This window comes from Pseudoalteromonas sp. SG43-6, from assembly GCF_014164365.1.
Taxonomy (GTDB): domain Bacteria; phylum Pseudomonadota; class Gammaproteobacteria; order Enterobacterales; family Alteromonadaceae; genus Pseudoalteromonas; species Pseudoalteromonas rhizosphaerae.
The window spans coordinates 13225-36239 of the sequence record NZ_JACJEZ010000052.1 but is presented as its reverse complement, the minus strand read 5'-3'; the positions used below and the strand labels follow the sequence as shown (position 1 = coordinate 36239).

The window sequence follows — 23015 nt, the reverse complement described above, 5'->3', positions numbered from 1 at the left end:
GCGTTCAATCTGAGCCATGATCAAACTCTTCAATTAAAAGTTTTTTGTCTTTCGACAGCTCAATGAATTCTGAATTTATTTAATATCTTTCGATATTGAATTGACTGTGCCGAAGCAACTTATAATAAGTTACTTCTGTTGGTCACTCAGTTTCAATTGAGACTCTAAATTTTTTGCCTTGCTTAGCGAACTAAGCTTGGCTGTTAGAACTCAATCTGTACGAGTGCCCACACAGATGATTGCTTTATATTGTTAAAGAACGTCGCGGTTAAAGTTAAACTTTATCTCGCTAGGGCTGCGCATACTACGCTTTCCTATTTTTTTGTCAACACTTAATTTTAAATTTTATTAAAAATCTAAACTCAAGTTTTACTCGACTAACTGATTAACTCTTGCCTCGCTAAGCGTTGCTGTCTGCCGTCTCAGTGGGGTCGCATTATAGGGCGCGGCGAATTTTACGCAAGCGTTTTTTAAAGAAAACTATAAAAAACATGCCTTACGCTTGCTTTTTAGCCAAGATGCTTAAAAACACATCTAAAAAATAGATAATCGCTATTGTTCAATCCTTCTAAAATAGGGTTTCACATTCATATACGTTGATATTAATAACACTAGTATTGTATATATGAAATTTCATATATACACTTAATGGATATTGTCAGTCAGAATATTTAATTTACATGTCCCAAAGTAATAGCTCAAAGCAAAGTGTGCTCTTTCTGTGCACTGAGAATTCAGCCCGTTCACAAATGGCAGAAGTATTACTGAGAAATAAAGCGGGAGAGATTTTTGATGTTTATAGTGCAGGGATCGCTCCTAAAGATATTGATCCTAGAACAATTAATTGTTTGCAAAAGTTTAACTTGCCGATAACTGAGCTCAGCGCAAAACATATAGCTGAGTTTACAGATAAGACTTTTGATTATGTTATTACGCTATGTGAAAGAGCAAACAATGAATGCAGAGCTTATAAAGGCGCACTGTTGCAACTTGCGTGGGATATTGCAGATCCAAAAGTAATGGTAGGTTTAGAGCCCTTTGTCGCAACCCTCTATGAACTTGATAAACGACTGGATATGTTTATTGACGTACACGGTAATATTAATAACCTGCAATCACATCAGTATGTGCCACTATGTAGTAGTACCATCTCAGATCAAGATAACGAGTTATCGATAGATCCAAGCATATTTTATAAATGCTTAACTGATCAGATCCGATTAAAAACTTTAATGTTAACCAACTACTATGGCGAGTTATGTGTTTGCGAATTAATGGTAGCACTGCAAGAGCAAAGCCAACCAAAGGTATCGCGTAACTTAGCCGTATTAAAGAAAGCCGGCATCATTACAGATAGAAAGCACGGACAATGGGTGTTTTACCAAATTAATCCAAGATTGCCACAATGGAGCAAGACGATTATTAGTACAACCACTGAAAGTAATCTCCATCTGATCATCAACAGCCTTAAGCGATTAGCGACTATGCATAAACGACCTAATAAAGTGAGCTTTTGCAGTTAACGATAACTTTAATAAACACAGCACAATTTAACATTGGCTAACGTAATGAAGCGCTAGCTTTACCGCACTTACAACCCAACAATTAATCAGGATGTAATTATGACAGTAAAAGTAGGTATAAATGGTTTTGGCCGTATGGGCCGATTATCAATGCGCGCAGCATTTGATTGGCATGATATAGAAATTGTCCATATTAACGATCCAGGCGGTAATGCTGAAACATTCGCTCATTTAATGACGTTTGATTCAGTACACGGTAAATGGCATCACGAAGCAAGTCATACTGAAGATACTATTATAATTAATGGTAAAACAATTGCTTTTACGCAAAACACTAAAACAGAACAGACTGATTGGTCTAACTGTGATGTCGTTATTGAAGCGTCGGGTAAAATTAAAACCAAGGCACTACTGCAAGCTTACCTAGATCAAGGTGTAAAACGCGTTGTTGTTACAGCACCAGTAAAAGAAGAGGGTATTTTAAATGTAGTAATAGGTGTAAACGACCACCTTTATAATAAAGAGATTTACCCAATCATTACCGCTGCATCATGCACAACTAACTGCTTAGCACCAGTAGTAAAAGTTATTCATGAAAAGATTGGTATCAAGCATGGCTCAATCACCACCATTCATGACATAACCAACACCCAAACAATTATTGATGCGCCGCATAAAGACTTACGCCGTGCACGTTCATGCGGCACAAGTTTGATCCCCACTACAACTGGTTCAGCTACTGCAATAACGCATATATTTCCAGAGTTAAAAGGTAAACTAAATGGCCATGCTATTCGCGTTCCGCTAACTAACGCATCAATTACTGACTGTGTATTTGAACTTGAGCGCGGTACCACCGTTGCTGAAGTAAATAAATTACTTAAGGATGCTGCTGAAAATGAACTAAAAGGCATAATGGGCTACGAAGAACGCCCACTGGTATCTATTGACTACAAAACCGATCCTCGTTCCAGCATCATTGATGCGCTATCAACCATGGTGATCAACGACACTCAAGTAAAACTTTATGTGTGGTACGACAATGAATGGGGCTACGCGAACCGAACTGCGGAACTGGTACGTAAAGTTGGTCTAGCTGACAAGGAATAATTAACCGTGGATCGATTCACAGCACTCTCCCCACAAATAAAACAATATTTGATCATTACCGGTAATTACTGGGCATTTACTTTAACTGATGGCGCATTGCGGATGCTCGTGGTGCTGTATTTTTATCAATTAGGTTACAGCCCACTTAGTATTGCTATGTTGTTTTTGTTTTATGAAATTTTTGGTGTGATCACCAATTTAGTGGGCGGATGGCTGGGAGCTCGATTCGGCCTGAATAAAACCATGAACATTGGCTTAGCATTACAAATTGTGTCTTTGGCAATGCTTATGGCACCTGTAGATACACTCACCGTAATTTATGTGATGGCTGCGCAGGCGCTTTCAGGGATCGCAAAAGATCTGAATAAAATGAGCGCCAAAAGCGCTATTAAGTTACTAGTACCAAAAGACGCGCAAGGCCAGCTTTTCAAATGGGTGGCTATTTTAACGGGTTCTAAAAATGCGTTAAAAGGTGTTGGCTTCTTTTTAGGTGGCGTACTGCTGACTTTGCTAGAGTTTCATGGCGCAATGCTAATCATGATCTGCATGCTCACTATGGTTTGGCTATTTAGTTTATTCGCATTAAAAGAAGACCTAGGCAAAGCTAAAAATAAAGCCAAATTTAGTGAGCTGTTCTCCAAAAGCAAAGCCATTAATGTACTCTCAGCCGCACGAATGTTTTTATTCGGCGCAAGAGATGTCTGGTTTGTGGTTGCCTTGCCTGTATTTTTAGCCGCAACCTTTGGTTGGGATCATTGGTGGGTTGGCGGCTTTATGGCAAGCTGGGTGATTGGCTATGGCATAGTGCAGTCTTTTGCGCCTCATATTACAAACATAATGAGTACAGGAAAAAAATCAGTTCAGGTGCCCTGTGGCCGTAGCGCTTTTTTATGGGCCAGTTACTTAACAGCTATACCGGCCATTATTGCCTTAGCTCTGCATTTTGACTTTTATATACAAGCATCCGTTATTATCGGTTTACTGATATTTGGTGCGGTGTTTGCGATTAACTCATCATTGCATAGCTATTTAATTGTAAGGCTTGCTGATAGTGATGGCGTGTCACTTGATGTAGGCTTTTATTATATGGCCAATGCTATGGGGAGATTACTAGGCACTGTTTTATCGGGCTGGGTGTATCAACAATATGGACTTGAAGCCTGCTTATGGATCTCAAGCTGCTTTATTGCCCTAGCAGCACTGTTATCGCTGGCACTACCAAAGAGTAATCAATAGTCAATAAAATCAACTACTGGCAAGCTCTCAAAGCCTGGTTTAGCAAATAAATACCCTTGCATTAACTCAATACCTGCGGCTTTTAACCATGTATATTCTGCAAGGGTCTCAATCCCCTCTGCTAATGGGGTGATATTTAATTCACGAAGCATATTTAAGCTATGAGTCACTATTGATTGGCGTACTTTATCTGAATCGATATTTCGGATCAGCTCCATATCGAGCTTAATAATATCCGTTTGAAAATCGGCTAATAAATTAAGGCCCGAGTAACCAGATCCAAAATCATCCAGAGCTGTTGTAAAGCCTAGAGATTGATAATATTCAACCACTCGCTTAATGTGAGCACTGTCTTCTATTTTCTCAACTTCAGTAAACTCAAACATAATTCGTTGCGTCGGAAAGTTATATTTTTTAGCTGCTTCTAAGGTGGTACGAATACACCGCTCAGGCTTATAAATAGCATTGGGTAAAAAGTTAATGCTAAGCATAGAATCAACCCCTAACTTAGCGGCTAAAGCAATCGCTTTTATTCGACAGAACTGATCAAAAGTATAACGATTTTCTTCATTTACTTTTGCGATAACAGAATATGCAGACTCATTATTAATGCCTCGCACTAGAGCTTCATAGCCAAAGATAGAGCGCGTCTTACAATTTACAATTGGTTGAAATGCCATAGTAAAATCAAAGCCTAGGCCTTCTAAATCGGCACAGTCATTACACGATACCTTTTCACATTCAGTTAGTTTGTCATTCATTCAGCACAACCCATTTTTGTCTATTTTTTCATAGTAGTAGAGTTAAAAGCGAAAGCCAACCTTACTTTAACTATTGCATATAAAATCAAGTTCACTATGCAGATATTCCTTAACGCTGCACTTTGAAGAATAGAAAGTATATTTCAAGCCCCCAAATATGGAACGCTTAATGCATTTATTTTTTAAACCAAATAACTTGTCAACTTTTTGCCGCACGGGACACGCAATGAATCTAACAAATATACCTTCATCACTTCTTACAGATCCAAACTATTTAAAGCAAACACAAGCAGGCACACAGCAAACAAATGACAAAGAAAAACTAACTTCTTCCACTGAAGTGGAGAATAGCGATGAAAACACTGCTGAAAATAAAACTGACAACGATGAGACTGTAGAAAATACACAGCAACAAATGATTAAAAACATTAAAGAACTACAAGAAAAAATACGCGCGCTTGAAGCTGACAGCAGCCTTACCAAAGCAGATCAACAATCACAAAAAGCTGAATTACAAAAAGAGTTAGATCAAGAACTTGTTTCAATCCAACTTAGCGTAAAAAAGAACGTATCAACTTTGATGGGAAGTTTATTTTCGTCAGCAGGCAACACCAGCTCAGGTTTATTGTTTAACTATAGTGCTTAGAATTACTTTCTAACTAACACTCTCAAAACTAAAAAAGTCCCATTGCGGGACTTTTTACTAATTATTTTTGGATAGCAGACGCTTTATTTACAAGCTGCACTTGAGAGGTAATAGCGCGATCAATAACTTGGCTATAAACTCGCTTCTTCTCGCTTGAGCTAGAATCTAGCACAAAATCTGAAAGCTTAGAGTTTTGCGTTGGCTTTGGCTTTATTAAATTTGAAAACATAAACACTCCTAAAGCTCGTTTTTTGAGCTGGATGGTGATTCTATCAGGCTCTGTAGATCTTCTCTAGTGAATTTTTCATCTAAATGATGCTCTATTGCCTGAACATTATCGTGATAAAAACGTGTTTTGCCCTTATTATTTTTAACTAATAAATCCACTTGAATTTGACTACCGAACTTGAGCTTAAGTTCCCTTATAACCTCCTGAGAAGCAAAGAACTGATCAATAAAGGTATCAGCTAGAATTCTACGTCCCTCTAGCTTTTCTCTTGCCTCAACGAACTCCCAAGCCAGCTCTGGTTTTTGATATACAAACAGAATTAGTACTTGCCTTTCCTTACGGATAGAGCGTTCAATATTCTTTTTTGCAACATCATAACTTGCCAAAGTTCCATCTAACAAAAAAGACTGCTTGTTTTTAAACGCATGATCAAGTGTTCTCTCAACAATAAAAGATACAGCACGATGAAATAAATACGAGTTATCACCTGTATAACCAGGTATAAGCTCTCTTAGTTCATCAGGATCAAGCCTTAATACATTATCAGCTCCAATTTCTTCCAAAAAGGCTTTTGAAGCTTCAGTTTTACCTGCACCAGGCGAACCAGCCATGAAAACAGAAACTGGCCTTGTATCGGGAGGAAACTGGTTTTTGTCTGTTAACTCGCGAGCTATACGAGTCCTATTACTTTTAGCATAGCTTATTGCCTGTCGTTCTAGTTCTTCTGGTGCCATATAAAACCTTAATCATCTCTACTCATTATGTCACTTAAGTAGTTATTCGCAAGTGATTCAAATTCAGAATATACCCTAGGGCTCTTCTCGTTTTTTTAATGGCAAAAAAAATCACACGAACTTTTAACAATAGCCAGAGTATCAGAGCGTAAAGCAGACAAGCGACCAGCTCTAGACTGCAAATGGCTTGGTCGAGAAGGTTGTATTTATACAGTGAAAGGCAAAGGCGGCCTAATCCGTGATGTACTAATACCGAATGCATTAGCTACACAGTTAGAAGAAAGGCGCTTAGCACAGCCTATAACGGTTCGTGATAGAGAAATTAACTATTTGCAACGCTACAATATTGGTGGAGGCCATAAATGGTCATGTTCATTTTCAAAAGCATCTAATCGCGCTCTATTTTTTTCTAATGGTGCCCATGGCCTTAGACATAGCTACGCACAAGAAAGAATGGATGAGCTAAAAAACTTGGGTTTAACTAGAGCTTTAGCTCTCGAAACTGTATCGCAAGAGCTCGGTCATTTCAGGGCTGAAATTACTGAAGTTTATTTAAGGTAATACGTAATAACACTTAATTGATCAGTTTTTTGAGCCCAGCTTCATAAACCAGAAATGAAGTTACTACAGGCAATCCTAAATACCCCTTCAGACAGTAGCTCTCGATTTGACTTGATCAATAAGTGCTTATCTCGAACAACTTTAAGCCAGCAAATATATAAATCAAATAATTCATCTTTTGATTCCATTTGATTTGGAGCTTTTTCAATCTTAACCAATAATATCACCAACCCCTCAAGTATAGATATTATATTAAGCTTTAAGGATATAGCTAACCTAGCCGTTGATGGAGTGAGTACCGATAAGTCATTATCGCTTGGGTACAACTTTCCGTCTATAAAATCACGACGATACTCTGTTAGCATTTTCGAGATTTGATCTAAGCTAAGCCCACTGCTTTTCACTTTCTGATTAGCACTCGAGATCACTTCTTCAAATACACCTTCTAAAAATAACTCACTTTTCATTTCCTGAAGTTTTACTTTGAACTCTTCATTTATTTTTAATACTTCTTCAATGCTATTACAATTCTGATGCTTTTCAGCCCAGCTTAAACCTACACTAGATAACTTAAAGACAGTGTCATCACCCTCTATTATTTTCAAAGACCAGTGAACCAAATAAGCATCAAGTTTTGATGTTATATTTCGCTGTTGATGTGCAACTTTTATTGACTCCCTAAAATAAAAAACTAAAACCGCACTAATAGCAGCCCAAAACAATGTCATGTTATCTCCAAAAATACTGTAAAAGTTCAATCGTGTGCATATTCAGTCGCTACTTACCAGCCGCTCTTTATAATCAATAGAGTTTTTATGGACAACATAAAACATTGATTTCAAGGTAACATTAACTTGGGCTTGATATCTTTCACTTTTTAATTGCCCCTTCTCTAATTAAAAATTCTCTTGCTTTTGATAGTTGCACCTTATTTTTACCTGCTACTAAAATATCTTTTTCAATAGTTTGTAATTGTTGCTCAAGCATTGAGTTAGCTTCAGCTTGATTTATTTTCCCGAACTTAATCATTGCTGTACGCAGCAACCCTGCTGAATCAAGAAATAGTTTAATATTTTCGATTGCTTGATAAATTTGAATGGCATCAAGCTTTAAGAACTGCTCTTTATCTGAAAGGTACGAGCTAAATTGCTTAATAATTACAACAACATTTTTTAGCTTCTTCTCATAACGTTGGTAAAAGATAAGAGCATCTTTCGGGAGTTCAGCTTGTTGTTCAAATGTCAGATAAGTCTTTGTTAGGCTGTCAATATGAAGCTCTACTAATCCCTCAAAACCAACTATATTTTCGTATGAATGACTATTGTTTTCTCTAATCATATCTTCAAAAATAATTGATATCGCGTGTGAAAAAGTAAACTCATTTTCAGGGATCGGAGTGTCTACTTGAGCTTCTATTTTCTCAAAAAAAGATTGTAACCATGCATTTGCAGCAACCAAAAAACTTAACTGAGATACATAGACATAAGCAATACGATGTTCTAAGTCCTTTTTTATTTTATTTTGGGCTATAACTCTAACTTTAAAACTCAAGAAAGCTGATATTAGGGCTCCAAATAAACCACTTAGTATAGAAATCAGTAGGGTATAGCCATTATCCATATATTGCCTCATATGCTTTAACAGCCAATAAAATAATGACTGCAATGAATCCTTTTTAGTTAGCTCTATTAAAAAGAGACCAAATGCTTACTTTAAAGATATTAATTGCAATATCAATTAATATGATAGGACTATTTTTAATAATTGATTTATAGTAAAAAGTAGCACAGAGGTAGCACAGGGTAATTTCTGTTAGTAGTTATTTACTTGGAAAGCTTTTAAAAGTGGTGGCCCCTCCCAGACTCGAACTGGGGACCTAACGATTATGAGTCGTGTGCTCTAACCAACTGAGCTAAGGGGCCATTTTGTATTAGCTTATGTTTAAAAAAAACAAAGCTAAATTTTTGAAGCGTTTAACCACCTAAGCGACTAAAGCGGGTTGCAGTATAAAAAGTTTTTACTGGCTTGTCACTAGCAAAAACCTTTATTTTAACAATCAATAAGCTAACTGCTTAAATAGTAGTCGTAAAAGGTATAATTAAAGAGTTAAGCTATTACAACTCTCTGGATATTTAACGTTGTTGATATCCGTTAACTCATTACATACCCATAGTTTTTAACTATGTTTTGAGTTAGAGGAGATATCACTCCACTTCAAACCAAATTTATTCAAATATTTTTGCAAGCGACTAGAGTCGTTAGCTTGAGACTTAAGCGTGCGACTTACGTTAAATAACTCCCTGCCAGCTGATGCCATACTATTGTGACGCTGGCAGGTAGTAAGTACGTGGCTAAGCTGATTAATATCAAAGTTATCTAACTCTTCTATCTGAGTATTTTCAAGATAATCACAAAGGACAGTCGACGCTAACTTTTGATTTTGCGGATACCAAGCTTGCTTTAAGCGATCTATTTCATCTTTAACATCTTCTACTGTGATACGTGAAGAATCAGCCAATGTGCATAATCTTGTAATTGCAGAGCTCAAATCACGAAAGTTGCCAGTCCATAATGCCTCGTTTGAAGTGGCAAAACCAATGAAGGCATTTTTAGCTTCTTTATTAAATTGCACGCGATCCCCCATTTTTTTAGTATAGAGATCAACTTCGTAATCAATATTTGCTGGAATATCTTCTTTTCGATCTTTCAGTGCTGGTAATTCGTATGCCCACAGGTTAATACGAGCAAACAAGTCACTTCTAAAATGACCTTGAGCTATCTCTTTTTTTAAATCTCTATTGGTACCTGCAATCAACTGAAAATTGCTTTGAACAGGTGTATCGCTACCAACTGGGTGAAAAGTTTTATTTTCAAGAGCATGCAGCAGCATTGCTTGCTCTTCTAATCCCAGCTCGCCGATTTCATCTAAAAAAAGTACGCCATCATGTGCGCTCAATAAAAACCCATCTCTTGCTTGAAGCGCGCCAGTAAATGCACCTTTTGTGTGACCAAATAACGCAGCCATGGCATTCTCGCCTTTTAAAGTGGCACAATTTACAGAAACCAACGTGCCTTTTAGCATTGAACGCTTTTTCTTTAATTGAAATATACGGGTTGCAAGCTGGCTCTTACCCGCCCCAGTAGGCCCAGTTAAAAGCATGGGATCGTGTGAGCGAATTGCTACTTTTTCTATTTGTGTGATCAGTTGATTAAAGAAAATATTTTTAGTTTCTATACCGCCTTTTAAAAACTCCTTACCTTGCTGATGCTCAATATCAAACCGCGTAGCTAATTGATCATACTTAGATAAATCCAAATCGATGATCTGTATACGCCCTATAGATTTATTATTGTTATTATGATCTGGTGATGTTTGAATCAAACGCCCTGGAAAGTGCCGGCTTTCTGTAAGCAAGTAACTGCATATTTGCACAACATGCGTACCCGTTGTGATATGAAATAAGTAATCGTTTTTATCAGTATCAAAAGTGTAGTGTGAACACCAATCAAAGAGCTTGGCATACACTTCTTCAAAGTCCCACGGATCGCTAAAATTAAGCTGGTGCAACTGCACATTAGTTTCAGGAGAGACAGACTCAATATCCACTGCAACATTATTAGCAAGGCGACTACTGTGATTGTCATGCAGCATATGTAGCTGGTTAACGATAAGATTATCTTGACTACATAAACTTATATTAGGCCGCCACTTAGCCCATCGATCGACTCTCTTACCGACATAATCTAACTGCGTACCAATTAAGCTAACGACTACTGTATCTTTCACAACCGTATCCATATGGATAAAAACACTACACAAAACAATACAAAATAACGAAAGATCTATCAAGCGCAACAGCTAGAAATACACAAATTTAGTTAATTTAAGCCTTAAAAACAACAATTTAAAAACAAATAAAAATATTTAAACAAAACTGGCACATGACTTGTACTTACCTAGGAGTCTGATTAATTAGGTGTGATTCAAAAAGTCACTCTGGTGCGCTCAACACTGTTGCCGCGTATTCCCAATCAAACAACTATTAAAGTAGCTCAGAGGTAGAGCAACGGTTCATTGCCGTGTGCGAAGGTTCGAATCCTTCCTTAATAATACCCTTTAAAGGTAGCTCAACTGGTAGAGCAGCGGTTATACCGCCTGTTGTGGGTTCAAGTCCCACCCTAAATATAGATATAAAAACGTTAGTAAGTCGTTATTACCAATGTTTAGTAAACGCCTCAGGCGAATAAACGATGGCAAGCTGGATGCTCCCCATCGCTATGCAGTTTTAGGCCTTTATTAAACACGTATTTAACTCTTACTAACCCTTAATTTAAGGGAAGTAAAAACAATAAGGAATTTAAAATGTTAAGCAAAAAGTTGTTTCAAAAAATAGTCGAGATCACTGAAAACCAAAGAGTGCTTGTGTACAAAAATCAACAACTAATAGATGTACTCACACCTGGAAAACATAAACGTTGGGATTTTAAAAGTGAATTATCGTTTGAGTATTTTGATATAAACACGCTGTACTTTTCAGAACAAAATGCTGAAAGGCTGTATCGAAATAATCCACAGCTAAATGAACATATTTTTCACTGTAAGCTAAGTAATACGGAAGTGGGCCTGCTGTACGTTAATGACCTACTTGAAGGGATCGTCGCACCTAGCGAACAATTATATCTATGGCAAGACGCGGGTGATATTCGACTAGAGAAAGTATCTATCGACGAAGAAATAGCCCTAGATGATAAAACGCTTTTTTTAATTAACCGTGCTGGCGCAAATACAGCGTCACGTTTAATTAAAAGTGAGCGTACTGTTGCGGTTAAACCTATTGCGGATTTAAACATAGCAAAAGAGCACATTGGTTTACTGTATGTAAATGGTCAGCTATTAAAACAACTAACACCTGGTCATTACGGTTTTTGGCAATTTAATCATGAGATTGAATTAAAAACCTTTGATTGCAGAACGCAGTTACTCGAGATCTCAGGGCAAGAGATCCTCAGTAAAGACCGCGTAAGCCTGCGCATAAACTTAAGTGCCAACATTAAAGTCCATGATGCTCAGCTTGCAGCGCGAAGCGTTGATAACGTGAATGACTTTGTCTACAAAACTTTGCAATTAGCATTACGTGAAGCCGTTGGCACCAAATCGCTCGATGATATCCTTTTGGATAAGTTGTACGTAAATGAAACGGTAAAAGAGCTGGTTGCACAGTCTTTAACAGACATTGGTATCACCCTAGAGAATGTCGGGGTAAAAGACATTATTTTGCCAGGTGAAATGAAAATTATATTAAACCAAGTAGTTGAGGCGCAAAAAGCAGCAGAAGCCAATGTAATTAAAAGACGCGAAGAAACGTCAGCAACCAGAAGCTTACATAACACTGCAAAAATGATTGAAAACAACCCAACACTAATGCGTTTAAAAGAGCTGGAAGCATTAGAAAAAGTCGCCGAACGAATAAACAATCTGACCGTGTACGGTGGATTAGAAGGATTAATGAACGGCGCAGTAAAAATAGCCTAACCAGTAAGCGTTACGCAAAAATTAACAATGAAAAGAATTGAGGAAAACAAGAATGTGTAAAAATTATAACGTAATCGAAAACCAAGGTAGTGTACCAATTAAAGCGTGGACCAAAGGCGTCCCTTTTGAAGAGCAAGCTCAACAACAGCTAAACAATATTGCACGTATGCCCTTAGTGCATTCTCATATTGCCGTGATGCCAGACGTGCATTTAGGTAAAGGCGCAACCATTGGCAGTGTTATACCATCAGTAAATGCGGTTATTCCCGCCGCAGTGGGTGTTGATATTGGCTGTGGAATGGTCGCCACTAAAACAACTTTAACAGCAAGCCAACTACCTGATAACTTGTTGGCGATTAGACATGCTTTTGAGTCAGCAGTCCCGCATGGCAGAACTAGCAATAGAAGCAAAGCAGATAGAGGTGCATGGCATAACATACCCGATATAGTTGCGGGTGAGTGGCTAAAATTACAGGCGCGGTTTGAACTTATTTGTGAAAAACACCCTGCAATAAAAAAGAGCAATCACGTTAACCATTTAGGTACAATGGGGACAGGCAATCACTTTTTAGAGCTGTGTTTAGATGAGCACGATATTGTATGGATCATGCTGCACTCTGGCAGCCGTGGCGTGGGTAACCGTATTGGGACGTATTTTATTGAGTTAGCCAAAAAAGAAATGCAGCGCCATCAAGTCAATCTACCCGATATGGATTTAGCCTATCTTGAAGAAGGCAGTGACTTTTTTGATGATTACGTTGAAGCGGTTGAATGGGCACAAGACTTTGCCGCCAAAAACCGCGAAATTATGATGTTTAATGCCATAGCGGCATTAAGTAAGCAAATACCTGTAGCGTTCTCAACCCATGAACTTGCAGTAAATTGCCACCATAATTATATTTCGCGTGAGCATCACTTTGGTAAAGACTGCTTTGTAACACGTAAAGGGGCTGTTAGAGCCGAAAAAGGGGAAATGGGTATTATCCCAGGTAATATGGGCGCGCGCTCTTTTATTGTTCGTGGTTTAGGAAACCCTGAAAGCTTCAATAGTTGTAGCCATGGTGCAGGCCGGGTTATGTCTAGAACAAAAGCCAAGAAGGTGTACAGCGTTGAAGATCAAATTGCCGCTACACAAGGCGTAGAGTGCAGAAAAGATGCCGCTGTTATTGATGAGATCCCTCATGCATACAAAGATATTGAAAAAGTAATGGCAGCACAAAAAGACTTGGTTGAAGTGGTATATACCTTAAAACAAATAGTTTGTGTAAAAGGATAAAGATAATTATATGACCACAGAACTTATAAAAATAGATGGCTCACAAGGTGAAGGCGGCGGCCAAGTATTAAGAACCGCTCTAACACTCTCTATTTTGACCCAGCAAAATATTGAACTTTACAATATTAGAGCAGGTAGAAACAAAACAGGGCTATTACGTCAACACCTGACATGTGTTTTGGCGGCACAAGAGATTTGTGGTGCCAGTATTGAAGGCGTTGAACTTGGCTCAACGCATATTCGCTTTTCGCCGGGCAAAATAAAAGCCGGTAACTTTAATTTTGCCATTGGTAGCGCAGGCAGCACCGTATTGGTATGCCAAACAATTTTACCTGTATTGGCACTGGCACCAAACAGCTCAACCGTCACGTTTGAAGGCGGCACACATAATGGAATGTCACCTTCTTTGTGCTTTTTAGAACAGTCATTTTTGCCCATACTGAAACGCATGGGTGTTGATTGCCAGATTAAAACAACAGCACTCGGATTTTATCCTGCAGGCGGTGGAAAGTGGCAAATAAGCGTTCAACCAACAACAAAGCTTAAGCCAATTAAGTTAACTACTGCTGGTGCTCAATTTGCTGAACAAACGAGTAATTGCTCTTTAACGGCACTAGTAAGCTCACTGCCACCAAGCATAGGGCAGCGCGAAATTAACACAGCTAAAAAAGTACTCAATTGGCACGATGCACCAAGCCTTATGCAAAACGTGATCACCCCTGGCCCGGGTAACAGTTTTCAATTAGGTATTGATAGTGAAACGCATCGTTCTGTTTTTGAAGTGACGGGAGAAAAAGGGTTATCAGCGCAAAATGTAGCAAAACGTGCAGCAGGCAGAGTCAATGTATTTATTCAATCTCAAGCGGCGGTTGAAGAGTACTTAGCCGATCAACTATTACTCCCCATTGCACTGGCAGGAAGCGGCAGCTTTACAACAACTAAACCTAGCTTGCATACAATAACGAATATAAATGTTATTAAACACATATTAGGAAAAGAGATACAGTTAAAGCAATTAACACAGTGCCTGTGGCATGTTTCACTAGCACAAGACACTTAAGCAGGATTAAAAATACAGCGGTAAAGTAATGAATAATAAACTTAAAAAAGTCTACTTAGTCGGCGGAGCAGTGAGAGACTCATTACTAGGCCATCAGTCAAAAGACAAAGATTATGTTGTAGTAGGCGAGACACCTGCCACCTTAATCGCATTAGATTATCAGCCTGTTGGCAGTGATTTCCCGGTTTTTTTGCACCCAAAAACCAAAGACGAATACGCATTAGCCCGTACTGAACGAAAAAATGGCAAAGGCTATACTGGCTTTACAGTGGATGCCAGCACTTCGGTGACTTTAGAAGAAGATTTAGCTCGGCGGGATTTAACCATTAATTCAATGGCGATGGATGATCAAGGCAATATTATCGATCCTTTTAATGGCCAAGCTGATTTAAAAAACAAAATACTCAGGCACACTACCGCCGCTTTTGCAGAGGATCCCGTACGCGTGTTACGGATTGCACGTTTTCTTGCCCGTTTTGGTGAGCAATGGTCAATACACCCAGACACTCAAGCGCTTATGAACAAACTAAAAGAAAGCGGCGAACTTGCGCACTTAGTACCCGAACGTGTATGGAATGAGACCGAAAAAGCATTGAGCGAGAAACACCCGCAGTTATTTTTTCAAGCGCTTAATGGTTTAGGGCTATTTCCTGAAATTGAAGCGATGCAAGGTATCCCTCAACCTAAAAACCACCACCCTGAAGGGGATGTTTACATTCACACCATGCTGGTACTAAAGCGAGCTGCTGATTTAGGTTTTGATATTGAAACACGCTTTGCCGCCCTCACCCACGACTTTGGCAAAGCCTATTGCTATCAGCAGTATGGGAATTTACTTGGTCATGAGCAAAGAGGTATTAAGGTAATTAATGAATTTTGCGAACGCTTAAAAGTACCGAATAAATTAAAAGCGCTGGCAGTTTTAACAAGTGATAACCACACCCGCTGTCACACATTATTTGAGCTAACACCTAAAAAAGTACACAAACTCATTGTTGAAAAAATGAATGCGCTTGAACATCCACACCGTTTTTTACAGTTTCTTCAAGCGTGTTTATGTGATGCGCAAGGTAGGGGCGAAGACTTTGTAAATAAAGACTATCCACAATTCCAATTAGCGCAGTCACTATTAAATGCATTAAAGCAACTCGACAGAAAAGCCATAGTACAACAAGCAATTTCAAGAGGTAAAAGCGGCCCGCTAATTGGTGCAGCAATGCGAGAAGCGGAAATAAATTGTTTACGCGATTGCCTAACCGAATTAAAAAATAAAGAGTTACACCATGAAAATAAATAACCAAGAAAATACGGTAGATCAGCGCATCAACAAAGATATTCACACTGAAATACTACGCAGAATAAAAGCCGCAGAAGCTGAGCACAATGTTAAGGTACTTTACGCGATAGAGTCAGGTAGCAGAGCGTGGGGGTTTGAATCTCCTAACAGCGATTACGACGTGCGATTTATTTACGCGCACCCAACAGACTGGTATTTAGCAGTAAACCTTGAAGATAAACGCGACGTGATTGAATACCCAATCGTCGATGAAATAGATATAAACGGCTGGGATATTCGCAAAGCCCTAAAATTATTTTATAAATCTAACCCCGCGTTTATCGAGTGGCTACAATCACCCATTGTGTATGTAGATGACCACCACTTTGCAACAAAAGCGCGCGAATTACTGCCACTTATCGCGTCATCAACACGAGGAATTTATCACTACTTGCATATGGCTAAAGGCAATTTCCGTGAATATCTTAAAAAAGAGCAAGTCCCCCTGAAAAAGTATTTCTATGTTTTAAGGCCTTTATTAGCAATTATGTGGCTTGAAAAATATAACGAGCCGGCACCTATCGAATTCGATACTTTACGTAAGTTAGTAGCGGACAATACCCAGCTTAATCAGGCAATATCGGCACTGCTGGCATCAAAACGCGTCAGTTTAGAGAAAGAGTATATTAAAAGTGTGCCAGTGATTAATGAGTTTATTGAGTCAGAACTAGCGAGACACGAAAACTACACATCAAAATTTGAAACAAGAGACGTCGATTTTGAAGAATTAAATCAATTTTTTGTTGAAGTGCTTGAGTCCAACTAAGTATTACTCAAAGTAAATAAACATTAGACTCATTTAGGAGAACTGAGATATGAATGATTCAAAGAGTACTATTCGCCAAAGAGCAGATGAAATTAAAGCATACCAATGTAAAAATTTAATCGCGGTTCTAGAAAATCCTATGGATATTAAAAATATAGGCGCAGTCATTCGTAATGCAAATGCGCTTGGTGTTGAAAAGATTTATGTTGTTGATTCTCGACATTCTTTGTCTGATGACTGGGAAGAATTAAGAGGGCGAAAATCACTATCCAGAATCTCTGTCTCAGCTTCAAAGTGGACTTTTGTTAAACGCTTTAATAGTACAGAAGAATGCTTTGCGCATCTGCAAAAAAATAGGTTTGTATCAGTAATAACCTCTCCACACATTAAGGGTAAACTAAATCAAATCCTTCATGAGGCGGATTATACTCAACCGAAGTTAGCTGTATGGTTTGGTAACGAATCACGAGGTGTAAGTGATACAGTTGTAGATAACAGTGAGTTTTGTATTTCAATTCCCATGTTCGGTATGATTGAGAGCCTAAATTTAGCAACGACTACCGGCATAGTTCTTTATGAAATCACAAAGCAGCGCCGCGAATATCAAGCTAAATATAAACGGGCCCATAGAAAACCCTAGCAATGTCTAAATCGTAATTTCTATTGATAATAAAAAGTTAAATGGTAAATTGGTTTATCTTAAAAAACTTTCTTTAGCACCTAGCTAAATTAAAATGAAAATTTATCCTTTATTCGGTATTGGCAATATTACTTTCGGTATGAGTCAAATAGACGTTCAATCAATTATTGGTAAACCAAAACAAACAAAAAAACAGACTGCTAAAGAAGATGATTCCATACATGAAGTTTGGTGTTATGACACACTAGGTTTACAGCTTGAATTCGATTCATTCTATGAATTTAGGCTAAATCGTATAAAAATCACATCTAGCGACTTTTGTATTTATGGTGAGCCGCTTATTGGGTTACCAGAGGAAAAGCTTGTTGGGCTATTGCCAAAAGTAATATTAGATAGTGAATACAATGGTTATAAACAATACACCGTTTCGGATCTTAAATTAGAGGTTATTTTAGAGGATAAAGTTGTTCGTGAAACTACTTTAGAGCCGGATCCCAACGTAGAGTTTTTGAAGTATTGTTCAAAAAGTTTACAGCGTAGATTTACTTGCCAACGCATATTAAAAAACGATGTAAGACGTCACGAAAGAATAATAGCCGCTGGGCTTTACGTTATTGAAAAAGGCTTAACTGATTCTACTAGCCTTGGATTTTTACCATCGGATATAGAATGGTTTTTAGGAAGTTATCTTTCAATTAACCCTAAAACTAGGGATCTTTGGTGTGATGGAGTTGAACTGAATAAACTAGACTTCGTCACTAAAAATACAGCATCGATATATGCTACTGCTGATATTTTATCTTCAATTGATAATAGTGCTTATGACACATGTGAACTTCAAGGTTACATCACTATCTCCTCTAATGGTAAAAAGCTAAAAAACTATAACTTAAAATTAAAAAGACGAGAAAATGTCATCACTATAAATAAGTAGGCTAGTATTTCCAGCCTACTTTATTCAATAAATTAATTTAATAAAAAAAGGAGCCGTATTCAGACAAAATTACTCCTTTTCCGCCAATAATAAGCATTCTGTGACCTTCAGTAACTGAAGGCCACTCAAACTTATTTAACTGACTAGTAATAACGTCATCACCCACATTATGCTTTCTACTTTTGTTTTGACTACGTAGTGTGCTTTCTTTAACTTGCAGAGCAACAATCGTAATTAAAGCGCCGTAATTTAGCCCAAGATCACAAATAATTTGTCTAAAGTCTTTACGAAAATTGGTCGCATCCCAAACAATATTTTGCTTATTTGCTAATGCCGTTTTTAATCGTGATTTAGCTAACTGTAACATCTGCCCTCGATTTTTTTGGCAGTGCCTTTTCCCATTAAGCTCTTCACGAATATCATCTAATGAAACAACTTCAAATCCTGTTAAGTTTTGTGCAATCCAAGTAGATTTACCACTGCCGCTAATGCCACACATCACATAAAGATGGCTGTACTCTAAAGCACCTTGATAATTTTTCGCTAGGGCTTCTTCAACCATACTAATTTGACCATTTGCCAGCTGACGAATAGCATAGCCATTTAAATACGCTTGTTCTGCAAGAGAAGATTTAACCTGAATAGGCTTTAAAATTGAGTGAGTTGCCTTACTCTCGTCCCACAATTCATACTCTTGAGCAAACATTTTAAACTGCTCCAACAAATCAATTTGTTGCGCTAGATCTGTGCATGTTCGCCCTTTCATATCAGCTAATTCAAGCCAATAAAGTAACTCTAAGTTGGCATTTAAAGAAAGGTGCAGGTAATCACTGTAACTTTGATTTTTAATCACCAAACGTTTTGGCATTTGATGAAAACCCACTAATCCAATAATGCTATTAATTGCTTTATACCCAAGGGGTAACTCAAGTAACTTAGTCGCTAAATAATTTGCACCTGCCTCCTCATGTTTTGGCGCAACTACACGTTCAACTCCCTCTATCAGCTTGCGTTTTGTAGTGATTGGCTTAGCAATATCATGCAATAAAGCAGATAAGATCAATACCTGCCTTTGAGCGCCTTTTATATGTTCAGCATCATTGACTAGTATTTCATACAATTGACTCAACACCATATCAGTATGAATGGCAACATCACCTTCAGCATGCCAGATACTGTCTTGCTCAGTGTCAGCAAACTGATACAGTAAAGGGAACACATCTCCCAAATACTCTACACACTCAGCAAAATCTGGTGAATGATTTAAAGCTAAACTGTCTAACCAAGTGGCTAATTTTTTCATCTTAGCCTCCCTTGTTTGTATTTTTAGTGCTTAACCCATTAGGGATCACGTCAGCATGCATCCAATGCTTATCGGTGATCACATGGTTGCTTCTCACCCACTTCGCGACACTTTCTTTGAACTGTGAATAATGAAAGCCATCAGCAAGCCTAACCACATAGCCTTCTTGGTATTGAGTATCCAATACTATGTCTTTTATTGTTTTTTCGCACCATAAGCCAACATACAACTCTTTTGGAGTGATCAGCCCTAATTGTGCAAAAAACTGTTTGCTGTCTTGCCAACTTAAGCATTCGTTGTTTTCGTTCCATAGCGAAAATGCCATAAAATAACTAGCTAATGATTCATAGCTAATCGAATGCCTTGCATATAGGTTTTCGCCACAGATACGCCATCCTTGCGGAATTTTGTAGCCTAGCTCCGCTTGCAACGCTTTTACCCATGTTCTTGATGGGTGAAAACGACTATCAATCGAACGAGCATGTACAAAGTCACTGTAAATAGTCGTATTTTCGCCATCCATTTTTTCAGTAACAACAACTTGCTTATTTGCAAAGCAGCTTAAATTACCTTGGTGTATATCATCATCTGTTGCACCCGGTGACCAAGGTAAATGCGGGGTGCGAGGGTATTTAACTCTCATCATGTAACTCCAACTGTAAACGTTAAGATTGAACATTGTGTTCACTCTTCTAATAGTTTTAAGCACCGCATAACAATCTCTCCAATACTGAAATGGCAAAATTAAATATGCGGTGTTGAGATGGAATTACATTGTTCTACCCTCTTACTTCAATTTACATTAGCGCTAAATAGCTGCCAACGCTTTGTTTTATAATGCTTACTAACTCTTTATCCATATATTGATATTCATCAGCAATATCTAATACTTGAATATCTTTATACGTTAATAAATGTCCAAATTGCGCTTTAAGTCTATTTTTGTGTTTGTGCTCCATAACAAATATGACATCAGCCCATTGCATCATTTTGGCATTCGCCGTTCTCTTTGCATTAGGGCTTGTGCCTGCAGAGCTAACAGCAAGCTCTGGGTGATTTTTCCATACTTGCTCACCCGTTGGGCTTCGCCACTGATTCCGACTACAAATGAAAAGTACATTTGTCACTTTATGTTCCTTCATTAACTATGCACTCCTTTATTAACTGAGCGGTCATGTTTTAAAGTAAACTTTTCACCAGTAAAAGTTTTTACTGGGTTACCACGTTCAACTTCCCAGTGCTGCTGCCAACGTGCTGTTTCTTGCTGAGTCATTTTATCCAACGCTACTTGCTCTAGTTTTTGAAACAACAACACACTTGCTAAACGCTTATTGGCATGTTGACTGCGCTCACTCTCAACACGTACCGAAATCCCCGTTGCTGTGTGGGTTGCTCTTATCGCTGAATCAGTAGTATTAACATGTTGACCGCCAGCGCCAGACGCGCGACATGTTTGAAAAGTTACGCCTTTATCAAGCTTACTTTCATCAATATCGAACAGTTGCCCGCTAAAAAACCAGTTTTTACGTTTATGCTTAGGCCGATACTGACTTTGACATACCCACAACATAGTACCTTGCCATGACTGAGCTAATTGCTTAGCCGCGCTATTGGCTGTTGAATCAAGTTGCAATAAAACCGACTTTAAACATTCTCGTTCGGTTGCGCTAATAGCCTCAACAATCTCGAGTTCTATGCCTTGTGCGAGGCATTGTTTTTTAATCATTTTTAACGCTAAACTTACAGCTTTACAGCACTCAATAGGTCCTTGCCCTGCTGATAATTGCAGTAATATCATGATCAACAACCTCCATTTGTTTTGAAGGTTAAAACTGGTCGTAACTTAGCGACCACCTCTATTAACCCTGCATCAACCATATCACTTATAACCGTTTCACACTTTTTGTACGCTTGGGGTGCTTCGTCGTATAACAACTCCTTGTTACCACAAACAACTCTGCTACCTAACGCTGTACGATATAAATCTTCGCGCTTATATTTATGACCTAATCGGCCATGGCATTCACCGCGCTGCCATTTTCGCCCCGCGCCATGCGCAAGTGAGAATAAACTAGTATTGATACTTTCCTGCACTGCTAAGTCATTATCGCTCGACTCTGTAAATACAGGCTTTATAAGATAACTGTAATCGCCACGAGAGCCTGGGATCACTACATAACCTTTATCACTCGGTGTTGCACCTTTTCTGTGTAACCAGCCAGCGCATCCGTCAATGTTTTTAGCCGATACTAAATTATGGTTAATATCTAAGCTACACTCACCATTTGCTCGTATAGCCTCTAAAAACCGCTTAGCAATCAACTCACGATTAAGCTCTGCAAAGCGCACCGCTTCATCATGCTTGCTCATGTAATCTTTAAAGTCAGCATCATTTTCACATAAGCCATCGTGATTATGACCCGCTATATGTTCAACCAATATTGATTGCCCTAACCCACGCGAGCCTGAATGAACCAATAATTGAAGATGCTTTTTACTTAGCCCTAACTCATCTAAGGCACTTTGATTGTATATCTCATCAATAGCTTGAAACTCAGCAAAATGATTACCTCCACCAATGGTGCCCAAGGCACTATCATAACCCTTGGTAGTAATATTTTTTGCCGCTTTGCTACTTTCTATGATTGAGAACCAACTTTCATCAAGTGGCAGCTCAATATGTGTAAATTTTTTGGCTAGTTTATCTAGATTTACTTTTGCTACTTTTGCTGTGGTTTGCCACAGCGCCATACCACAGCCAATATCGTTACCCACTAATGCAGGGTAAATTTTGTTGGTAGTGAAAAATGCAGCCCCGATAGGATACCCTCTACCTGGGTGTAAATCAGGCATGCCCGCAACGCGCTGCATACCATTTAGCTCTGATGTTTTGATCAGTTGCTGTATCGCCAGCCCCTCAATCCACGTATCAGCAGACGCAATAAGGCTAACTTTATCAGTTATTTTTTGGACGGATTTGCCCATAATACCAATTCCTTTTTCTTTGTTAGAAAAATAGGATTAAAACGAAATACGAATTGGCAGGTCTGGATCTATTTTGAAATCAAACGAAAGGAACGCGTTTAAACGCAATGTTTACCTAAATGTACTTAATATATAAAAGCGTGTTTAAGTAACAAGTTTCTTATCGGATAAGACCTGCAAAGGATGTTGATGTCATTGTCATAGTATTTTCTCCTTCACAGTTAGTTGATGAATCCAACACTTAGGGTAAGTGCTGAACAATTGAACGAGCGCATGTTAATCAGTTTTTGAACATAAAGCAAACTAAAATTATGGCGTGTTTTATGTACTCCTATATTTTATATATATGTTGTTACACGAGTATTTGCCCGCAGTAGATATT

The 23015-nt window shown here is 38.3% G+C and carries 22 protein-coding genes, 2 tRNA genes and 1 pseudogene; 13 read left to right on the top strand and 12 right to left on the bottom strand.

Annotated elements, in window-relative coordinates; all coding sequences use genetic code 11:
- Positions 1 to 680: 680 nt before the first annotated feature.
- The 3 genes from H5201_RS18505 (at position 681) to arsJ (ending at position 3869) form a co-directional block, all read left to right on the top strand.
- Positions 681 to 1523 (top strand): metalloregulator ArsR/SmtB family transcription factor, encoded by an 843-nt coding sequence (locus H5201_RS18505; protein WP_145238748.1) that lies wholly within the window; start codon positions 681 to 683, stop codon positions 1521 to 1523.
- Between the two features lie 99 nt (positions 1524 to 1622).
- Entirely contained in the window at positions 1623 to 2633 is a 1011-nt protein-coding gene (locus H5201_RS18500) for an ArsJ-associated glyceraldehyde-3-phosphate dehydrogenase (protein ID WP_145238745.1), read from the top strand.
- 6 nt (positions 2634 to 2639) lie between these two features.
- Entirely contained in the window at positions 2640 to 3869 is a 1230-nt protein-coding gene (gene arsJ / locus H5201_RS18495) for an organoarsenical effux MFS transporter ArsJ (protein ID WP_182719229.1), read from the top strand.
- On the opposite strand, the gene H5201_RS18490 is transcribed toward arsJ, so the two are convergent.
- Positions 3863 to 4630: an EAL domain-containing protein gene (locus H5201_RS18490; RefSeq protein WP_064668622.1), complete on the bottom strand. Its 768-nt coding sequence runs from the start codon at positions 4628 to 4630 to the stop codon at positions 3863 to 3865. The genes arsJ and H5201_RS18490 overlap by 7 nt on opposite strands.
- 226 nt (positions 4631 to 4856) lie before the next feature.
- Here H5201_RS18490 and H5201_RS18485 point away from each other — a divergent pair, with 226 nt between their 5' ends.
- Positions 4857 to 5276: a hypothetical protein gene (locus H5201_RS18485; protein WP_182785187.1), complete on the top strand. Its 420-nt coding sequence runs from the start codon at positions 4857 to 4859 to the stop codon at positions 5274 to 5276.
- A gap of 61 nt (positions 5277 to 5337) precedes the next feature.
- Here the strand turns inward: H5201_RS18485 and H5201_RS18480 are convergent, their stop codons facing one another.
- Both H5201_RS18480 and H5201_RS18475 read right to left on the bottom strand, forming a co-directional pair.
- Positions 5338 to 5505 (bottom strand): hypothetical protein, encoded by a 168-nt coding sequence (locus tag H5201_RS18480; protein ID WP_182719231.1) that lies wholly within the window; start codon positions 5503 to 5505, stop codon positions 5338 to 5340.
- Between the two features lie 8 nt (positions 5506 to 5513).
- Positions 5514 to 6239, bottom strand: coding sequence for a zeta toxin family protein (locus H5201_RS18475; RefSeq protein WP_182719232.1), 726 nt, complete (start codon positions 6237 to 6239; stop codon positions 5514 to 5516).
- 108 nt (positions 6240 to 6347) lie between these two features.
- On the opposite strand from H5201_RS18475, the pseudogene H5201_RS18470 reads away from it, so the two are divergent.
- Positions 6348 to 6800, top strand: a pseudogene (locus H5201_RS18470) (site-specific integrase); the annotation flags it as partial.
- A gap of 41 nt (positions 6801 to 6841) precedes the next feature.
- Here the strand turns inward: H5201_RS18470 and H5201_RS18465 are convergent.
- The 4 genes from H5201_RS18465 to rtcR all read right to left on the bottom strand — a co-directional run bounded on the left by H5201_RS18465 (position 6842) and on the right by rtcR (position 10587).
- Complete coding sequence (locus H5201_RS18465; protein ID WP_182732039.1) at positions 6842 to 7528, bottom strand: hypothetical protein; 687 nt, start codon at positions 7526 to 7528, stop codon at positions 6842 to 6844.
- A gap of 142 nt (positions 7529 to 7670) precedes the next feature.
- On the bottom strand, positions 7671 to 8420 hold the full coding sequence (locus tag H5201_RS18460) for a hypothetical protein (RefSeq protein WP_182719235.1): 750 nt from the start codon (positions 8418 to 8420) through the stop codon (positions 7671 to 7673).
- Positions 8421 to 8645: 225 nt separating this feature from the next.
- Positions 8646 to 8722 (bottom strand) — tRNA-Ile (locus H5201_RS18455).
- Between the two features lie 254 nt (positions 8723 to 8976).
- Entirely contained in the window at positions 8977 to 10587 is a 1611-nt protein-coding gene (rtcR, locus tag H5201_RS18450) for an RNA repair transcriptional activator RtcR (RefSeq protein ID WP_310736954.1), read from the bottom strand.
- Between the two features lie 254 nt (positions 10588 to 10841).
- On the opposite strand from rtcR, the gene H5201_RS18445 reads away from it, so the two are divergent.
- From H5201_RS18445 to H5201_RS18410, 8 genes are all read left to right on the top strand, one after another.
- A tRNA-OTHER gene (locus H5201_RS18445) sits at positions 10842 to 10911 on the top strand.
- 252 nt (positions 10912 to 11163) lie between these two features.
- On the top strand, positions 11164 to 12333 hold the full coding sequence (locus H5201_RS18440; RefSeq protein WP_220497186.1) for a slipin family protein: 1170 nt from the start codon (positions 11164 to 11166) through the stop codon (positions 12331 to 12333).
- A 52-nt stretch (positions 12334 to 12385) separates the two neighbouring features.
- Positions 12386 to 13609, top strand: coding sequence for an RtcB family protein (locus tag H5201_RS18435; RefSeq protein ID WP_182785185.1), 1224 nt, complete (start codon positions 12386 to 12388; stop codon positions 13607 to 13609).
- Between the two features lie 10 nt (positions 13610 to 13619).
- Positions 13620 to 14669 (top strand): RNA 3'-terminal phosphate cyclase, encoded by a 1050-nt coding sequence (rtcA, locus tag H5201_RS18430; protein WP_182785184.1) that lies wholly within the window; start codon positions 13620 to 13622, stop codon positions 14667 to 14669.
- Positions 14670 to 14697: 28 nt separating this feature from the next.
- A complete protein-coding gene (locus tag H5201_RS18425) occupies positions 14698 to 15966 on the top strand; it encodes a multifunctional CCA addition/repair protein (RefSeq protein WP_182785183.1) in 1269 nt (422 codons plus the stop codon).
- On the top strand, positions 15953 to 16771 hold the full coding sequence (locus tag H5201_RS18420; protein WP_182732045.1) for a nucleotidyltransferase domain-containing protein: 819 nt from the start codon (positions 15953 to 15955) through the stop codon (positions 16769 to 16771). The genes H5201_RS18425 and H5201_RS18420 overlap by 14 nt, the downstream gene beginning before the upstream one ends.
- Before the next feature lie 49 nt (positions 16772 to 16820).
- Complete coding sequence (locus H5201_RS18415) at positions 16821 to 17411, top strand: RNA methyltransferase (protein ID WP_149982672.1); 591 nt, start codon at positions 16821 to 16823, stop codon at positions 17409 to 17411.
- A gap of 94 nt (positions 17412 to 17505) precedes the next feature.
- Positions 17506 to 18345 carry a hypothetical protein gene (locus H5201_RS18410; RefSeq protein ID WP_064668610.1) on the top strand — a complete coding sequence of 280 codons (840 nt, stop codon included), beginning with the start codon at positions 17506 to 17508 and terminating at the stop codon, positions 18343 to 18345.
- A 37-nt stretch (positions 18346 to 18382) separates the two neighbouring features.
- Here the strand turns inward: H5201_RS18410 and H5201_RS18405 are convergent, their stop codons facing one another.
- The 5 genes from H5201_RS18405 to H5201_RS18385 form a co-directional block, all read right to left on the bottom strand.
- The gene (locus H5201_RS18405; protein ID WP_182785182.1) at positions 18383 to 19648 is read right to left on the bottom strand and encodes an AAA family ATPase; all 1266 of its coding nucleotides are present in this window, start codon (positions 19646 to 19648) and stop codon (positions 18383 to 18385) included.
- A gap of 1 nt (position 19649) precedes the next feature.
- Positions 19650 to 20294 carry an RNA ligase family protein gene (locus tag H5201_RS18400; RefSeq protein ID WP_259399718.1) on the bottom strand — a complete coding sequence of 215 codons (645 nt, stop codon included), beginning with the start codon at positions 20292 to 20294 and terminating at the stop codon, positions 19650 to 19652.
- A 151-nt stretch (positions 20295 to 20445) separates the two neighbouring features.
- Positions 20446 to 20775, bottom strand: a complete 330-nt coding sequence (locus H5201_RS18395) for a phosphotyrosine protein phosphatase (RefSeq protein WP_310736953.1) — start codon at positions 20773 to 20775, stop codon at positions 20446 to 20448.
- Between the two features lie 14 nt (positions 20776 to 20789).
- Positions 20790 to 21446, bottom strand: coding sequence for a peptide chain release factor H (gene prfH / locus H5201_RS18390; protein WP_182785180.1), 657 nt, complete (start codon positions 21444 to 21446; stop codon positions 20790 to 20792).
- 2 nt (positions 21447 to 21448) lie between these two features.
- A complete protein-coding gene (locus H5201_RS18385) occupies positions 21449 to 22633 on the bottom strand; it encodes an RNA ligase RtcB family protein (RefSeq protein ID WP_182785179.1) in 1185 nt (394 codons plus the stop codon).
- Between the last annotated feature and the right edge of the window lie 382 nt (positions 22634 to 23015).

Excerpts from the sequence above, each read along its gene's own strand:
- H5201_RS18505 (WP_145238748.1), top strand. The coding sequence starts at position 681 with ATGTCCCAAAGTAATAGCTCAAAGCAAAGTGTGCTCTTTCTGTGCACT.
- H5201_RS18500 (WP_145238745.1), top strand. The coding sequence starts at position 1,623 with ATGACAGTAAAAGTAGGTATAAATGGTTTTGGCCGTATGGGCCGATTA.
- H5201_RS18490 (WP_064668622.1), bottom strand. The coding sequence starts at position 4,630 with ATGAATGACAAACTAACTGAATGTGAAAAGGTATCGTGTAATGACTGT.
- H5201_RS18485 (WP_182785187.1), top strand. The coding sequence starts at position 4,857 with ATGAATCTAACAAATATACCTTCATCACTTCTTACAGATCCAAACTAT.
- H5201_RS18480 (WP_182719231.1), bottom strand. The coding sequence starts at position 5,505 with ATGTTTTCAAATTTAATAAAGCCAAAGCCAACGCAAAACTCTAAGCTT.
- H5201_RS18475 (WP_182719232.1), bottom strand. The coding sequence starts at position 6,239 with ATGGCACCAGAAGAACTAGAACGACAGGCAATAAGCTATGCTAAAAGT.
- H5201_RS18465 (WP_182732039.1), bottom strand. The coding sequence starts at position 7,528 with ATGACATTGTTTTGGGCTGCTATTAGTGCGGTTTTAGTTTTTTATTTT.
- H5201_RS18460 (WP_182719235.1), bottom strand. The coding sequence starts at position 8,420 with ATGGATAATGGCTATACCCTACTGATTTCTATACTAAGTGGTTTATTT.
- H5201_RS18440 (WP_220497186.1), top strand. The coding sequence starts at position 11,164 with ATGTTAAGCAAAAAGTTGTTTCAAAAAATAGTCGAGATCACTGAAAAC.
- H5201_RS18435 (WP_182785185.1), top strand. The coding sequence starts at position 12,386 with ATGTGTAAAAATTATAACGTAATCGAAAACCAAGGTAGTGTACCAATT.
- rtcA (WP_182785184.1), top strand. The coding sequence starts at position 13,620 with ATGACCACAGAACTTATAAAAATAGATGGCTCACAAGGTGAAGGCGGC.
- H5201_RS18425 (WP_182785183.1), top strand. The coding sequence starts at position 14,698 with ATGAATAATAAACTTAAAAAAGTCTACTTAGTCGGCGGAGCAGTGAGA.
- H5201_RS18420 (WP_182732045.1), top strand. The coding sequence starts at position 15,953 with ATGAAAATAAATAACCAAGAAAATACGGTAGATCAGCGCATCAACAAA.
- H5201_RS18415 (WP_149982672.1), top strand. The coding sequence starts at position 16,821 with ATGAATGATTCAAAGAGTACTATTCGCCAAAGAGCAGATGAAATTAAA.
- H5201_RS18410 (WP_064668610.1), top strand. The coding sequence starts at position 17,506 with ATGAAAATTTATCCTTTATTCGGTATTGGCAATATTACTTTCGGTATG.
- H5201_RS18405 (WP_182785182.1), bottom strand. The coding sequence starts at position 19,648 with ATGAAAAAATTAGCCACTTGGTTAGACAGTTTAGCTTTAAATCATTCA.
- H5201_RS18400 (WP_259399718.1), bottom strand. The coding sequence starts at position 20,294 with ATGATGAGAGTTAAATACCCTCGCACCCCGCATTTACCTTGGTCACCG.
- prfH (WP_182785180.1), bottom strand. The coding sequence starts at position 21,446 with ATGATATTACTGCAATTATCAGCAGGGCAAGGACCTATTGAGTGCTGT.
- H5201_RS18385 (WP_182785179.1), bottom strand. The coding sequence starts at position 22,633 with ATGGGCAAATCCGTCCAAAAAATAACTGATAAAGTTAGCCTTATTGCG.